The following is a 14,535-nucleotide window of genomic DNA, read 5'->3' as shown; positions in this document are numbered from 1 at the left end:
GTGTCGGGCTCCTTAGACGCGGTGTTGGTCGCTGTACGGCACCATCGCGAGGAAGCGTGCGCGCTTGATCGCGGTGTTGAGCTGACGCTGGTAGATCGCGCGCGTGCCCGTCAGGCGTGCGGGAATGATCTTGCCGTTTTCGCTGATGAAGTCGCGCAACGTGTCGATGTCCTTGTAGTCGATCTCTTCGACGCCAGCGACGGTGAAGCGGCAGAAGCGCTTGCGCTTGAACAGCAGCGACTGGGTGTTGCGCTTCGGGCGCTTGTCTTTGTTGAATTTCTTGAACGTGGCCATGGTGGGACCTCTTGTCGAAAATTAATCTTGCTGAAAATCCTGGATATGCAGCACTGGATGCTTGGCCGTACCCGGTGTCGCGAGAAAGCCCTGAAAACACCAGAGACTTCCCAGCGCCTGCCTTGCGAGCCGCTCGGCGACTGCGCCGAACGCAACGGCCTTGAGGGCCGTCTTGACCTGCCTGGCCTGCGCCGCTTCGATCACTGTCGACTCGTGTTCGAGTCGCAGGTCGATGGCGGGAAGGCCGGCCGGCGTGAAACGCAAGGAGCCGAGTTCGACGACGCAGGCAGTCAGCACCAGCTGATTGACCGCGGCAGTGCTCACATGTTCAGTTGTTGTTGGCGGCGTACTCGGCCTGCTGGGCCTTGCGGGCTTCTTCGCGCTCGACGGTCTTCATCATCGAGGACGGACCCGTGTCGGCCTTTTTCTTGACCACGGTGAGGTGGCGCAGAACGGCGTCGTTGAACTTGAAGGCATGCTCGAGTTCGGCCATCACGGCCTGCTCGGCCTCGATGTTCACGCACAGGTAGTGCGCCTTGTTGAGCTTGTTGATCTGGTAGGCCAGTTGACGGCGACCCCAGTCTTCGACGCGGTGGACCTTGCCGCCGCCGGCCGTGATCAGGCCCTTGTAGCGCTCCAGCATGGCCGGAACCTGCTCGCTTTGATCCGGATGGATCAGCAAAATGATTTCATAGTGACGCATGGCACTCCTTATGGATCTTCCGTGGAAGGGATAAGCCACCCGCAGCGTCGGTCGCGGTGTGGCAAGGCAAAGCCGTAAATTATAGCAGGCAACGCCCGCGACGGCAGTACCGGGAGGCCGTCAGTCGCCCAGCGCGTGCTCGAGCGGCGCCGCTTTCTCCGGGCCGATGGCGGCGCGGATCTTGGGCATGAGCGCCAGCAATTCCTCGTAGCTCGAGGTGCCTTCGACCGACAGGTTGAGCCGGAATCCGCGCAAGCCGAGGCTCCCGGTCAGCCGGGTGGCAATCGGATAGGCGTCCTTGTAACGCTGCTGGTTCGAGCGCGCGGGGACGGGATCGGATGAAGAAGGAACCACCGCCGGCGCTGCTGCCACGGCACTCGGCTTGGACAGCTGACCGGCGTTCGCGGCATCGGCCGAGCTGCCCACCTGCCCCAGCAGTCCGAGTTCGATCAGCTGGTCGATGTCTTCGCGCGCGACCCCGACGCCGGCATCGAGCACTTCGTTCACCGATCGATAGCCGTCGAAGAGGATGAATGCAGAACGCTGGCGCGGCGTGAGCCGTACGGAGCGCTCCTTGAACGCCTGCTGTCCGACCGGGGTCTTGACGAGAATCATGCTTTCCTCACGCGAAGAACCGGAGGCGCGAGGTTTCTGTGTGACCTGCTTGAAAAATGCTCCGAGGTTCCGCCCTGCGAATGCCAGTCTGACACCAAAGAAGCACTCTGTTTCAACAACGCGCGGCTGACATCAAAATTACAGCCGAAGGCGTGATGAAAGTGGCGGTGAGCGCATGGCGCGCTCGCCGCTCCGGGTCCTCAGCGCTGTGCGAGCTGCTGCCAGGTATCGATCACGCTGTCGGGATTCAGCGAGATCGACTCGATGCCCTGCTCGGCCAGCCATAACGCGAAATCGGGGTGGTCGCTCGGGCCTTGCCCGCAGATGCCGACGTACTTGCCTTGCGCCTTGCAGGCCTTGATGACCCGGCTGAGCAGGGCTTTGACCGCCGGATCGCGCTCGTCGAAATCCGCCGCCAGCAGTTCCAGGCCCGAATCGCGATCGAGGCCGAGCGTGAGCTGCGTCAGGTCGTTCGAGCCGATCGAAAAGCCGTCGAAATACTGCAGGAACTCCTCGGGCAGGATGGCGTTGCTCGGCACCTCGCACATCATGATCAGCTTGAGTTCGTTCTCGCCCCGTTTGAGGCCGTGGTCGCCAAGCAGGCCGGTCACGCGCTCGGCCTGGCCGAGCGTGCGAACGAAGGGCACCATGATCTGCACGTTGACGAGCCCCATGTCGTTGCGCACGCGCTTGAGCGCCTCGCACTCCATTTCGAAGGCTTCGCGAAAGTCTTCGCTCAGGTAGCGCGCGGCACCGCGGAAGCCGAGCATCGGGTTTTCTTCTTCGGGCTCGTAGCGGCTGCCGCCGATCAACTTGCGGTACTCATTGGACTTGAAGTCCGACAGGCGCACGATCACCGGCTTGGGCCAGAAGGCCGCGCCGATGGTCGCGATGCCTTCGGCCACCTTGTCGACATAGAAAGCGCGCGGCGAGGCATGGCCGCGGGCCACCGATTCGACGGCCTTTTTGAGGTCGGCATCGACATTCGGATAGTCGAGGATTGCCTTGGGGTGCACGCCGATGTTGTTGTTGATGATGAACTCGAGCCGTGCCAGACCGACGCCGTGGTTCGGCAACTGGGCGAAGTCGAAGGCGAGCTGCGGATTGCCGACGTTCATCATGATCTTGAGATCGATCTCGGGCATCTCGCCGCGCCGGACCTCGGTCACTTCGGTCTCGAGCAGGCCGTCGTAGATGAAGCCGGTATCGCCTTCCGCGCAGCTCACCGTGACCAGCGTGCCTTCCTTCAACAGGTCGGTCGCGTCGCCGCATCCGACCACCGCCGGGATGCCGAGTTCGCGCGCGATGATCGCGGCATGGCAGGTGCGGCCGCCCCGGTTGGTGACGATGGCCGCGGCGCGTTTCATCACCGGTTCCCAGTTCGGGTCGGTCATGTCGGTCACGAGCACGTCGCCAGCCTGCACCTTGTCCATCTCGCTGATGTTGTGGACCAGACGCACGGGACCGGTGCCGATCTTCTGGCCGATCGCGCGGCCTTCGGCCAGCACGGCGCCTTTTCCGAGCAGCTTGTAGCGCTGTTCGGCCTTGCCCTGCTGCTGGCTCTTCACCGTTTCAGGCCGCGCCTGCAGGATGTAGAGCTGGCCATCGGTGCCGTCCTTGCCCCATTCGATGTCCATCGGGCGGCCGTAGTGTTCTTCGATCACCAGCGCGTATTTGGCGAGCTGCTCGACATCGGCATCGGTCAGCGAATAGCGGTTGCGCTGCTCGGTCGGCACATCGGTCGTCTTCACCAGCTTGCCGCTCGCGGCCTTCTCCGCGGCGCTCGCGAACTCCATCTGGATCAGCTTGGAGCCCAGGTTGCGGCGGATGACCGCGCGCTTGCCGGCCCTGAGCGTCGGCTTGTGCACGTAGAACTCGTCGGGGTTCACGGCGCCCTGTACCACGGTCTCGCCGAGGCCGTAGCTCGAGGTGATGAAGACGACGTCCTGGAAGCCGGATTCGGTGTCGATCGTGAACATCACGCCCGCCGCCCCCAGGTCGCTGCGCACCATGCGCTGCACGCCGGCGGAAAGCGCCACGACATCGTGGGCGAAGCCCTTGTGAACCCGGTAGCTGATCGCTCGGTCGTTGTAGAGGGAAGCGAAGACCTCCTTCATCTTGTGAAGCACGTCGTCGATGCCGACCACGTTCAGGAAGGTCTCCTGCTGGCCGGCGAAAGATGCATCCGGCAGATCCTCCGCGGTGGCGGAGGAACGAACGGCGAAGCTGGCTTCCGGATTGCCGGCCGACAGCTTGGCGAAGGCGTCCTCGATGGCTTTTTTCAGGTCGGCCGGGAACGGCTGCGCTTCGACCATGGCGCGGATTTCCGCGCCGGCCACGGCCAACGCCCGCACATCTTCCGTATCGAGCTTGGCCAGCTTCGCGCTGATCTTGTCGGCCAGGCCGTCGTGCGCGAGGAACTGGCGGAACGCGTGAGCGGTGGTCGCGAACCCGGTGGGGACCCGCACACCCTGCGGCAGTTGGGAAATCATCTCGCCGAGGCTGGCGTTCTTGCCGCCGACCGACTCGACGTCGGTCATCCTCAGGTTTTCAAACGCAACGACCAGGGCGGTCGCTTCGAAGAGTGCAGACATGGGAAAGCTCCAGAAGTTAAAACCGAGGCAACATGCAGTCGGCCCGACGCGATCGTTCTTCTTGCTCTGGACGCAGGCGAGGAATGCATGGAAGGATTTCGGAGGGAATGGCGGATCGCATTCCCGATAATGGGGCGAATTGTAGGCGCGAGCCGGTTCGGTGCGCCGCAGGACAAGGCCGTCAAACCATGCACACCCGCACCGTATTCTTCGTTTCCGACGGAACCGGTATCACCGCCGAAACCTTCGGCAATGCCGTCCTGGCCCAGTTCGAGATGAAGCCGCGCCACGTGCGGCTGCCGTTCACCGACACGGTCGACAAGGCGCACCAGGCGGTGCGGCAGATCAACCACACGGGCGAACTCGAAGGCCTGCGCCCCATCGTGTTCACCACGCTGGCCAACATGGACGTGCTCGAGGTGATCGAGACCGGCTGCAAGGGCATGCTGCTCGACATGTTCGGCACCTTCGTACGGCCGCTCGAGATCGAGCTGGCGATGAAGTCGAACCACCGCATCGGACGCTTCAGCGACGTGAGCAAGAGCAAGGAGTACAACGCGCGCATCCAGGCCATCGATTTCAGCCTGGCGCACGACGACGGCCAGAGCAACCGCGACCTGGAGAGCGCCGATGTGATCCTGGTCGGCGTCAGCCGCAGCGGCAAGACGCCCACCTCGCTGTATCTGGCCATGCAGCATGGCCTGAAGGCGGCGAACTATCCGCTGATCCCCGAGGACTTCGATCGCCGGCAGTTGCCGCCTGCCCTGCTGCCGCACCGAAAGAAGATCTTCGGGCTCACGATCCAGCCCGAGCGCCTGAGCGAGATCCGCAACGAACGACGCCCGAACTCGCGCTACGCGAGCCTGGCGAACTGCCGCCACGAAGTCAGCGAGGCCGAAGCCATGATGCGGCGCGCGGGCATCCGCTGGCTCTCGACGACGACCAAGTCGATCGAGGAAATCGCCACCACGATCCTGCAGGAACTGCGGCCGGAACGCCTGACTTACTGACGAGCGAAACGATTCGGCCTGCATGTCCGCGCCGTGGCATTTGCTAAGATTAATCTTATGATCTGCCGATGCCAAAGACGCCCGCCGATACCCTGCACGTCGCCATCCGGCTTCGCGCGGCCGTCTCGGACCTGACGCGCCACCTGCGCGTGCAGGCGACCGGCGATCTTCCGGGCTCGGCCAAGCTCAGCGTGCTGGGCCAGCTCTATCGCCGAGGTCCGCTGACGCCTACGCAGCTCGCCTTGCATGAGCGCGTCAAATTGCAGACCCTGACGAGATTGCTGGCAGAGCTGGAAGCCGAAGGCAGCGTGGCACGGCGACGGCATGACAGCGATGCGCGGCAGACCGTGCTTTCTCTCACTGCCGCCGGCGCCCGGCTGCTCACTGCGGAAGTGCATCGCCGGGAGGCATCCCTCGCATCCGCTCTCGATGTCCGCCTGAGCAGCGCGGAGCGCGCGCAGTTGCTGGCTGCCTGCGATCTGATCGATCGCGTCGCCGACGGCCTGGGTACGTATCGGCAACCATCTGAGTCGCCGTCGCCCTCGGGGCGCAGCGCGGCGGCCTCGACAAAGGGCGATCGGCAATGACGGCAACCGCTACGGCGGGCTCTCCCCGCGTGCAAACGGACGCGCGGCCCACGAACTGGCGCCATGGTGTGCAACTCGCGATTGCGGTGCTCGTTTCCTACCTCGCGTCCGCCGCGCTCGGCCTGCCCGAAAGCCTGTGGGCCGTCATGAGCGCACTGATCGTGATGCGCCCGACCGCCGGGTCCACGCTCGGCGCCGGCTGGGAGCGCATGCGCGGAACCCTGGCAGGCACCCTGTTCGGACTGGGCGGCGTCTGGTTGCACCATATCGGCGTGGCCACGCCGCTCGCGACACTCGGCATCGTGGCCCTGCTCGCGCTTTCGAGCGCCCGGTTTCCTGCGATGCGCAGCGCGCCGATCACGGCATTGATCGTGTTGTCGAGCGGAGGCATGGCGGGCCAGCCAGCGCTGCGGGTGGCCTTGCTTCGCGTGATGGAAATCGCGATCGGTGTTGCGACAGGCCTTGCCATCTCGCTGATCGGGCTGGCTTCGCATGCGCGCGCGCGCTTCGACACGGCCTGTGCGGCGATGCTGCGGCACATTGCGGGCGAGATGCAGCGCGACCTCGGAACCGAACTTCCGGCGCCGCAGCAGAAAGAAGCCGCGGCGGCGGCCTTGCGGCTTGCATTGCGCGAACTCGCCCTGCTGGCCGTGAGCGCCGATCGCGAAGCACGGCTGCTACGGCGCCCAGGCAGCTCGCGCAGCAACGACGGCGAATGCGCGCGCACCGCGCGGTTGATAGCCCGCATCGCACAGGACGCGGCCCTGTTCACACGGCTGGTCGATAGCGCGCCATTGGCGCGTGATGACGCGGCATGGCGCGCCCTCGCCTTGGCCGCGGGCCGGGCATTGGAAACTACCGCGGACAGCATGGAGTCCGAGGTCTCGCCCGATCTGAACGCGCTGCGCCGTTTCTGTGCGCAAGGTGCCCCTGGCGACACCGCGCAATCGGCCGCAGCCCGTTCGCCGATCCCGTGGGTAGCACCCGCCGCACGCCTGCTGATGGAGGATCTCGCAGGTCTTGCGCGCCTGCGCGCCGCAGCCAACGCAACGGCTTAGCCGCATCCGGTCAGGCGGCTGCCGCCGCGAGCGCAGCTTCTTCCGCCGGCGCCGAGGTGCGAATCAAATGATCGAAAGCGCTCAGCGCCGCTTTCGCGCCATCTCCGGCCGCGATGATGATCTGCTTGAACGGCACCGTCGTTGCATCGCCGGCCGCGAACACGCCAGGCACCGAGGTCTGGCCCCGTGCGTCGACCACGATCTCGCCATGCCTGGAAAGCTCGACCGTGCCCTTGAGCCAGTCCGTGTTGGGAACGAGGCCGATCTGCACGAACACGCCCTCGAGTGCGACCTTTCGATTTGCGTCGGTCGCACGATCCTTGTAGACCAGACCATCGACCTTCTGGCCGTCGCCGGTGATTTCCGTCGTCCGTGCATTGACGATGACCTCGACATTGGCCAGGCTCTGCAGCTTGCGCTGCAGCACCGCATCGGCGCGCAACTGGGTGTCGTACTCGATGAGCGTGACGTGGGCGACAAGGCCCGCAAGATCGATCGCCGCCTCGACGCCCGAGTTGCCGCCGCCGATCACGGCGACGCGCTTGCCCTTGAATAACGGGCCATCGCAGTGCGGACAGTAGGCCACGCCCTTGTTCTTGTATTCGTGCTCGCCCGGCACGTTGATGTTGCGCCAGCGCGCGCCCGTCGAGATCACGACCGAGCGACTCTTGAGCGAGGCACCGCTTTCGAGCTGGACCTCGATGAATTCCTTGCCCGGGACCAGCGCGGCAGCGCGCTGCAGATTCATGATGTCGACCTCGTAGTTGCGCACGTGCTCTTCGAGCGCGAGCGCGAATCGGGGCCCCTCGGTTTCCTTGATCGAGATGAAGTTCTCGATGCCCATGGTGTCGAGTACCTGCCCGCCGAAGCGCTCGGACGCCACGCCCGTGCGGATGCCCTTGCGCGCCGCGTACACGGCCGCCGCCGCACCGGCGGGACCACCGCCGACGATGAGCACGTCGAACGGATCCTTGGCGGCGATCTTCTTCGCTTCGCGTTCGACCCCGCTGGTGTCGATCTTGGCGAGGATTTCCTCCAGGCTCATGCGGCCCTGGCCGAACTCGCTGCCGTTCAGGAACACCGTCGGCACAGCCATGATCCGGCGCTCCTTCACTTCGTCCTGGAACAGCGCACCGTCGATCATCGTGGTCTTGATGCGCGGGTTCTGTACCGCCATCAGATTGAGCGCCTGAACGACATCGGGGCAGTTGTGGCAGGTGAGCGAGATGTAGATTTCGAACTGGAAATCACCGTCGAGTGCACGGATCTGCTGTAGCACGGCATCGTCGACCTTCGGCGGATAGCCACCGACCTGCAACAACGCCAGCACGAGAGAGGTGAATTCGTGACCCATCGGCAGACCCGCGAAGCGCGGCCCATGGTTTTCGCCGGGACGATTGATCGAGAACGAAGGCTTGCGGTGACTGTCGTCACGGCTTTCGATGACCTTCACCAGCGCGGACGAATCGGCAACATCCTTCAGCAAGGACTGCAATTCGCCCGATGCCTTTCCATCGTCGAGCGACGCAACGATATCGATCGGCTGCGTGATGCGATCAAGGTAGCTTTTCAGTTGGGATTGGGTTCCGGCGTCGAGCATGGTGAACTCACTTTGCGAATGCTGAAGAAATGAAAAAGGCCCGGGAGCGAATGCGCCCCGGGCCCTGGCGCGAAAGGTCGGCTTAGATCTTGCCGACGAGGTCGAGCGAAGGCTTGAGCGTTTCGGCGCCTTCGGTCCACTTGGCCGGGCAGACTTCGCCCGGGTGCGCCGCCACATACTGGGCCGCCTTCACGCGTCGCAGCAGCTCGGCTGCATCGCGACCGATGCCGTTGTCGTGCACTTCGATGGTCTTGATCTTGCCTTCGGGATCGATCACGAAAGTGCCACGGTAGGCCAGGCCAGCGTCTTCGCCGTCTTCGATCAGAACCTGGAACGCACGTGCGAGCTGCTGGCTAGGGTCGCCGATCAGCGGGTACTTCACCTTGGCAATGGTGTCGGACGTGTCATGCCAGGCCTTGTGCGTGAAGTGGGTGTCGGTCGACACGCCATACACCTCCACGCCGAGCTTCTGGAATTCGGCGTAATGGTCCGCGAGATCGCCAAGCTCGGTCGGGCACACGAAGGTGAAATCGGCCGGATAGAACACGACGACGGACCACTTGCCCTTGAAGTTCTCGTTGCTTACAGGCACGAACTTGCCGTTTTGGTAGGCGGTGGCCTTGAAGGGGACGATTTCGGTGTTGATCAGAGACATGCTTCGATTTCCTTGGTAGCTGCTATAAAACGAGTGTTCATTATAACTAATAATCTTCTATTTTCGATAGTTGTGAACTATTATCAGCATCAGGCACCCCTATGAACTAGCCAAAACCTCGCCTGCCCAATACGAAACGCTATCAACCTCAAACTCATGCAGACCGGCAAAGCGTGGGTTTGCTTGCGCACAGCGGCCAGGCACTTCCACAATCGGTACTTTGAAGAACAAGGAAGAAGCAATCATGAAGGGCGACCCCCAAGTCATCGGCCACCTCCAGGCGCAACTCAAGAATGAACTGACGGCGATCAACCAATACTTCCTGCACTACCGCATGCTCAAGCACTGGGGCTTGGACAAGCTGGCCAAGAAGGAATACGAGGAATCGATCGGCGAAATGAAGCACGCCGACAAATTGATGGACCGCATCTTCATGCTGGACGGCCTGCCGAATCTGCAGGACCTGGCCAAGCTCAACGTCGGCGAGGACGTGCCGGAAATCCTGCAATGCGACCTCAAGGCGGAAACCGGCGCACAAGCGACCATCAAGGACGGCATCGCCCACTGCGAAACGGTGCGCGACTATGTGTCGCGCGATCTGCTTCAGGAGATCCTCGACGACACCGAGGAGCACATCGATTTTCTCGAAACCCAGATCGACCTGGTCGACAAGGTCGGCATCCAGAACTACCTGCAATCGCAGATGGGCGAGGCCGAATAGATCCGGCCCTTCGGGCACTGGAACATGGACGGGACTTCGGTCCCGTTTTTCATGGCGGACAAGGCTGTCTTGCTCAGCTTGACAACTTGTAAATAGCATTCATTCTCATTCAAAGGCTACAATCCGCGCCTTCAATGACTGCCGCCGCCCGCCCCGATCACCGCCGCCGTGCCTACTGGCTCAAGACCTTGCACGAATGGCACTGGGTCAGTTCGGCGGTCTGCCTGATCGGCATGATCCTGTTCAGCGTCACGGGCTTCACACTGAACCACGCAGGCCTGATCGAGGCCAGGCCGGTGGTCACGCATCTCGTCGGCACGGTCGACGAAGCTTTGCGGGCCAGCCTCGAAAAGGACTTTCCCGCCGTCAAGGCGCAAAAGGGGAAGGCGCCGCTGCCCGCCGAACTCAGAGCCTGGCTGGAAAAGACCTGGGCCATCTCCACCACCGGGCACACCGCCGAGTGGGCCGACGACGAAATCTATCTGTCGCTGCCGCGTCCCGGCGGCGACGCCTGGCTGCGCCTGAGCCTGAGCGACGGCGAGGTGGAGTACGAGCGCACCGACCGCGGCTGGCTCGCCTACCTCAACGACCTGCATAAGGGGCGCAACACCGGCGGCGCTTGGAGCTGGTTCATCGACCTCTTCGCGGGCGCCGCGCTCGTCTTTTCGATCACCGGCCTGTTCATTCTGAAGATGCATGCGGGCAACCGCCCTTTCACATGGCCGATGGTGGGCATGGGCCTGGCCGTGCCGGTGCTGCTCGCATTGCTGTTCATCCATTAGCTCAAGAGAAGTCAAGAGGACCCCTGTGCACCTTCGCTACCCGCTCGCACCGATCGCCATGTCGGCCCTGTTCGCCTCGCCCGCCTTCGCGGCCGGCCTCGGCGCCAGCATCGAGATCCCCCGCCTCAACGTTGCCGAATACCACCGCTCCTACGTGGCCGCGTGGATCGAGCGCGCCGACAACTCCATGGCCGGTACGCTCGCCGTCTGGTACGACGTGCGCACCCGGACGAACAACCCCGAAGGCGAAGGCGCCAAGTGGCTCAAGGACCTGCGTCAATGGTGGCGTCGCGGCGGTCGCGAACTGTCGATGCCGGTCGACGGTGTGACGGGTGCGACCAAACCGGCCGGCAAGCAGCAGTTGAACTTCACCGAAGGCATGGGTGCGATGCCGCAGCTGGCGCCTGGCGCCTACAAATTCGTGGTCGAGGCTGCGCGCGAAGTCGGTGGCCGTGAAGTCGTCAGCATCCCCTTCCAGTGGCCGCCCACCACGGCATCGCAGTCCAGTGCGAGCGGAAAGGAAGAGCTCGGCGAAATCAAGCTCGAACTCAAACCCTGATTCGAGCCACTGCCCCTCCATTCTTCAAGGAACTGTCATGACCCGCACCATCCGTCGCGCCGCCGGCTTCGCCTTTGCACTGGCCGCTCTTGCTGGCGCTGCCCAGGCCCACAACCTCTGGTTGCTGCCCTCGTCCACCGTGTTCTCGAAGGCCGACACGGTCAGCGTGGACGCCGCCGTGTCGAACGACCTGTTCGTCGCCAACCACGCCCCGATGCGCCTCGACGGCCTGCAGATCACCGCGCCCGACGGCAGCGCCCTGAAGGCCGACAACGAAGCCGGGCTCAAGCAGCGCACGGTATTCGACGTGAACATGACGCAGCCCGGCACCTACCGCATCGCCGTGGTCAACACCGGCGCGTTCGCGAGCTGGAAGGACAAGGCCACCGGCCAGACCCAGCGCGCGCGCGGCTCGGCCGAGACCATCGCCAAGGAAATCCCGGCCGACGCGTTGGAAGTGGCCGTGTCGCAGATGATGGGCCGCGTCGAGACCTTCGTGACAGTAGGCAAGCCCTCGCCGCTCAAGCCGATCGGCCAGGGGATGGAGTTGATCAGCACTGGCAGCCCGACCGACCTGGTCAAGGGCGAGAAAACCACCTTCACATTGAACCTCGATGGCCAGCCCGCTCGGGGCCTCGACGTGACCGTGACCGCCGGCAACACGCAATACCGCGACAAGCTTGGAGAGATCAAGCTCAAGACCGACGACAAGGGGCAGTTCAGCGTGACCTGGCCGGCCGCCGGCATGTACTGGCTCGACGCCAGCACCAGGGACAGCAAGACCACGGTGCCGAAAGCCAAGGAGCGCCGTGTGAGCTACGCGGCCACGCTGGAAGTAATGCCCTGATTTTTCACTGACGTCCTTGGGTCTTTCGTTCAGCACCTGGCGCGCGGGTGGATACGCCAACGCGGCCACGGCCGTGCCGCGCCGCGCCGATCCCGCCAGCCTGCAAGAGCTGCACGGGCAGACCATGGGCACGACCTGGTCGCTGCGCTTCATCAACCCGTGCATGCTGCCGCTGGTCGATGTGCGTGCGGCGGTCGAAGGCGCGCTGGCGCGTGTCATCGCGCAGATGAGCCACTGGGAGCACGACTCCGACATCGTTCGCTTCAACCGCGCGCCGACCGGATCGCGGCACCTGCTGCGGGCCGAATTCGCGTCGGTCCTGGCGTGTGCCATTCGATGGGCCGAGGCCAGCGGCGACGCGATCGATCCGACCGTCGGCCCTCTCGTCGCCTGCTGGGGCTTCGGGCCCGACGCGCACGCGCAGCCGCCTTCGTCTGAAGAACTCGCCCGGGCGCGCGCACGAACGGGCTGGCGCCGTCTCGGCTTCGACGCGCACGATGGCTCGCTTCGGCAGCCCGGCGGCATGACGCTCGACCTCTCGGGCATCGCCAAGGGCTTCGCGGTCGATCACGGCGTCGATGCGCTGCGCGCGCTCGGGCTGACCGATCTGCTTTTCGAGATCGGCGGCGAATTGCGCGGCATGGGCCGTCGGCCCGGCGGCGCACCGTGGCAGTTGCAGATCGAGGCCGATGCTGCGCAGCGCGTGCCGCTAGCCGACATGGCCATCGCCACGTCAGGCGACCGCTGGCACCGCCGCGGGCACGCGGGGCGGCACTGGTCGCACACCATCGACCCACGCACCGGCGAGCCGGTGGCGCATGCATTGGCCAGCGTCACGGTGCTGCATGCGCAGTGCATGCAGGCCGATGCGCTGGCCACGGTGTTGACGGTGCTCGGTCCCGATGAAGGGCTGGCGTTTGCCGTGCAGCACGATCTGGCCGCGCTGTTCGTCAGTCGCGACGGCGCGGCAATCGATGCGTCACGCGCACGCGCGACGCACGCCTGGCAAATGCTCACGACTCGTGCATGAACGAAGCCGGGTTGCGCGCGTTCGGCGCAGTCGTCACCGTGGCGGCGTACGCGGCGCTGTGCGTTGCGACCTACGCACGCCATCGTCGCTTGCGGCTGACGGCAGAGCGCGATGCCGCAGCGCTGTCAGGCAGCCCCGATGCCTCTGCACCCGTCACGCTCGTCCTGTTCGCAAGTCAGACCGGCCAGGCCGAAATGATCGCCCGGCAGACCGCGCGCCAACTGCACGCTTCGGGCACACCGGTGCGCGTGCTCGAGCTCAATGCACTGGACTTTGTCACGCTGGCGGCGGCGCGGCGCGCTCTTTTCGTGGCCAGCACCTATGGCGAAGGTGACGCTGCCGACGGCGCCAGCGTGTTCGTCGAACACGTGATGAACGCATCGCCGGATCTTTCGTTACTGCGCTATGCCGTGCTGGCGCTTGGCGATCGCCAATACACCAACTTCTGCGCCTTCGGCCGTGCGCTCGACGAGTGGCTGTTTGCCACGGGCGCACAGCGAGACGCCAACCGCATCGATGTCGACAACAGCGACCCGGCAGCGCTCGCCACCTGGCACGCGCAATGGGGCAGCCTCGGTGGCGCCATTGCGGAAACCGACGATGGCTTTGCGCCCTGGCGCCTGGTCACGCGCGAGCGTCTGAACCCCGGCAGCGTCGGTGGCCCGGTGTTCCATCTGGCGCTGCACCCCGAAACCGGCGCGCTGCCCGAGTGGCAGTCGGGCGATCTGGTCCAGATCGCCGTCGCGAGCGATCCGCGGCGCGCGCGCGATTATTCGATTTCGTCGATCCATGGCGATGGCGAGCTGCAACTGTTGGTCCGCCAGGAACGCCATCCCGACGGCACGCTCGGCGCTGCCTCGGGCCTCCTCACCTCGACGCTGTCGATTGGCGACAGCATCGCCCTGCGGCTGCGGCCGCACCGTGCGTTCCGCCTCGACGGCAATGAAGAAAGGCCGCTGATCCTGATCGGCAACGGCACGGGCCTTGCCGGATTGCGCGCTCATCTGCACCAGCGCGCGGCCGTCGGGCGCCACGACAACTGGCTGGTGTTCGGCGAACGCCAAGCCGCATTCGACTTCCTCTATCGCGAAGAACTCGAAGACTGGCTCGGCACGGGGGTGCTGCAGCGGCTCGACATGGTTTTCTCGCGCGACCAAACCGAGCGCCGTTACGTTCAACACCGGCTGCTGCAAGCGGCGGTATCACTGCGTGCATGGCTCGCGAACGGTGCTGCCGTCTACGTCTGCGGCAGCCTGCAAGGCATGGCGACGGGCGTCGATGCCGCCCTGCGCGAGATTGCCGGGGAGGCGCTGTGGCATGACATCACGGCTTCGGGCAGATACAGACGCGATATTTACTGAACGTTACCGGCAATCGGCATATCGGTCAGTTCATGCTCAGTAATTTTGTTGTCGTAGATCGACAACAAAACAGGCGTTCTGCTTCCGTGCATCGTGCTTTCGTTGTTGAGAACAATTAT

The 14,535-nt window shown here is 64.3% G+C and carries 16 protein-coding genes; 9 read left to right on the top strand and 7 right to left on the bottom strand.

Translation table 11 applies throughout. The features are described from left to right. Positions 1 to 12 precede the first annotated feature (12 nt). The 5 genes from rpsR to ppsA all read right to left on the bottom strand — a co-directional run bounded on the left by rpsR (position 13) and on the right by ppsA (position 4,206). The gene (rpsR, locus tag E5P2_RS08620; protein WP_007830781.1) at positions 13 to 294 is read right to left on the bottom strand and encodes a 30S ribosomal protein S18; all 282 of its coding nucleotides are present in this window, start codon (positions 292 to 294) and stop codon (positions 13 to 15) included. 21 nt (positions 295 to 315) lie between these two features. Next, a complete protein-coding gene (gene priB, locus E5P2_RS08615) occupies positions 316 to 618 on the bottom strand; it encodes a primosomal replication protein N (protein ID WP_232077002.1) in 303 nt (100 codons plus the stop codon). Between the two features lie 4 nt (positions 619 to 622). Beyond that, entirely contained in the window at positions 623 to 997 is a 375-nt protein-coding gene (gene rpsF, locus E5P2_RS08610; RefSeq protein ID WP_028253450.1) for a 30S ribosomal protein S6, read from the bottom strand. 120 nt (positions 998 to 1,117) lie between these two features. Further along, positions 1,118 to 1,612, bottom strand: a complete 495-nt coding sequence (locus tag E5P2_RS08605) for a hypothetical protein (RefSeq protein ID WP_162566701.1) — start codon at positions 1,610 to 1,612, stop codon at positions 1,118 to 1,120. Positions 1,613 to 1,812: 200 nt separating this feature from the next. Beyond that, entirely contained in the window at positions 1,813 to 4,206 is a 2,394-nt protein-coding gene (ppsA, locus tag E5P2_RS08600) for a phosphoenolpyruvate synthase (protein ID WP_162566700.1), read from the bottom strand. A 188-nt stretch (positions 4,207 to 4,394) separates the two neighbouring features. Here ppsA and ppsR point away from each other — a divergent pair, with 188 nt between their 5' ends. From ppsR to E5P2_RS08585, 3 genes are all read left to right on the top strand, one after another. Next, the gene (ppsR, locus tag E5P2_RS08595) at positions 4,395 to 5,216 is read left to right on the top strand and encodes a posphoenolpyruvate synthetase regulatory kinase/phosphorylase PpsR (protein ID WP_162566699.1); all 822 of its coding nucleotides are present in this window, start codon (positions 4,395 to 4,397) and stop codon (positions 5,214 to 5,216) included. Between the two features lie 68 nt (positions 5,217 to 5,284). After that, entirely contained in the window at positions 5,285 to 5,803 is a 519-nt protein-coding gene (locus tag E5P2_RS08590; protein ID WP_162566698.1) for a MarR family winged helix-turn-helix transcriptional regulator, read from the top strand. 68 nt (positions 5,804 to 5,871) lie between these two features. Next, a complete protein-coding gene (locus tag E5P2_RS08585) occupies positions 5,872 to 6,861 on the top strand; it encodes an FUSC family protein (RefSeq protein WP_232080625.1) in 990 nt (329 codons plus the stop codon). Positions 6,862 to 6,871: 10 nt separating this feature from the next. Here E5P2_RS08585 and ahpF read toward each other — a convergent pair whose 3' ends face one another. Both ahpF and ahpC read right to left on the bottom strand, forming a co-directional pair. After that, the gene (gene ahpF / locus E5P2_RS08580; protein ID WP_162566696.1) at positions 6,872 to 8,461 is read right to left on the bottom strand and encodes an alkyl hydroperoxide reductase subunit F; all 1,590 of its coding nucleotides are present in this window, start codon (positions 8,459 to 8,461) and stop codon (positions 6,872 to 6,874) included. A gap of 82 nt (positions 8,462 to 8,543) precedes the next feature. Next, positions 8,544 to 9,116: an alkyl hydroperoxide reductase subunit C gene (gene ahpC / locus E5P2_RS08575; protein WP_162566695.1), complete on the bottom strand. Its 573-nt coding sequence runs from the start codon at positions 9,114 to 9,116 to the stop codon at positions 8,544 to 8,546. Between the two features lie 244 nt (positions 9,117 to 9,360). Between ahpC and bfr the strand changes: the two genes are divergently transcribed. The 6 genes from bfr to E5P2_RS08545 all read left to right on the top strand — a co-directional run bounded on the left by bfr (position 9,361) and on the right by E5P2_RS08545 (position 14,416). Then, the gene (bfr, locus tag E5P2_RS08570) at positions 9,361 to 9,837 is read left to right on the top strand and encodes a bacterioferritin (protein ID WP_162566694.1); all 477 of its coding nucleotides are present in this window, start codon (positions 9,361 to 9,363) and stop codon (positions 9,835 to 9,837) included. Positions 9,838 to 9,971: 134 nt separating this feature from the next. After that, on the top strand, positions 9,972 to 10,619 hold the full coding sequence (locus E5P2_RS08565; RefSeq protein ID WP_162566693.1) for a PepSY-associated TM helix domain-containing protein: 648 nt from the start codon (positions 9,972 to 9,974) through the stop codon (positions 10,617 to 10,619). A gap of 58 nt (positions 10,620 to 10,677) precedes the next feature. Further along, complete coding sequence (locus tag E5P2_RS08560) at positions 10,678 to 11,178, top strand: DUF2271 domain-containing protein (RefSeq protein WP_174262715.1); 501 nt, start codon at positions 10,678 to 10,680, stop codon at positions 11,176 to 11,178. 37 nt (positions 11,179 to 11,215) lie between these two features. After that, positions 11,216 to 12,025, top strand: coding sequence for a DUF4198 domain-containing protein (locus E5P2_RS08555; RefSeq protein ID WP_162566691.1), 810 nt, complete (start codon positions 11,216 to 11,218; stop codon positions 12,023 to 12,025). Between the two features lie 16 nt (positions 12,026 to 12,041). Continuing rightward, complete coding sequence (locus E5P2_RS08550; RefSeq protein ID WP_174262649.1) at positions 12,042 to 13,055, top strand: FAD:protein FMN transferase; 1,014 nt, start codon at positions 12,042 to 12,044, stop codon at positions 13,053 to 13,055. Next, complete coding sequence (locus tag E5P2_RS08545; RefSeq protein WP_162566690.1) at positions 13,052 to 14,416, top strand: sulfite reductase subunit alpha; 1,365 nt, start codon at positions 13,052 to 13,054, stop codon at positions 14,414 to 14,416. The genes E5P2_RS08550 and E5P2_RS08545 overlap by 4 nt, the downstream gene beginning before the upstream one ends. Positions 14,417 to 14,535: the final 119 nt, after the last annotated feature.

Source organism: Variovorax sp. SRS16 (assembly GCF_901827165.1).
In the GTDB taxonomy this organism is placed as follows: domain Bacteria; phylum Pseudomonadota; class Gammaproteobacteria; order Burkholderiales; family Burkholderiaceae_C; genus Variovorax.
Note: the sequence above shows the minus strand (reverse complement) of the source record. Positions and strands in the feature narration are given on the sequence as shown.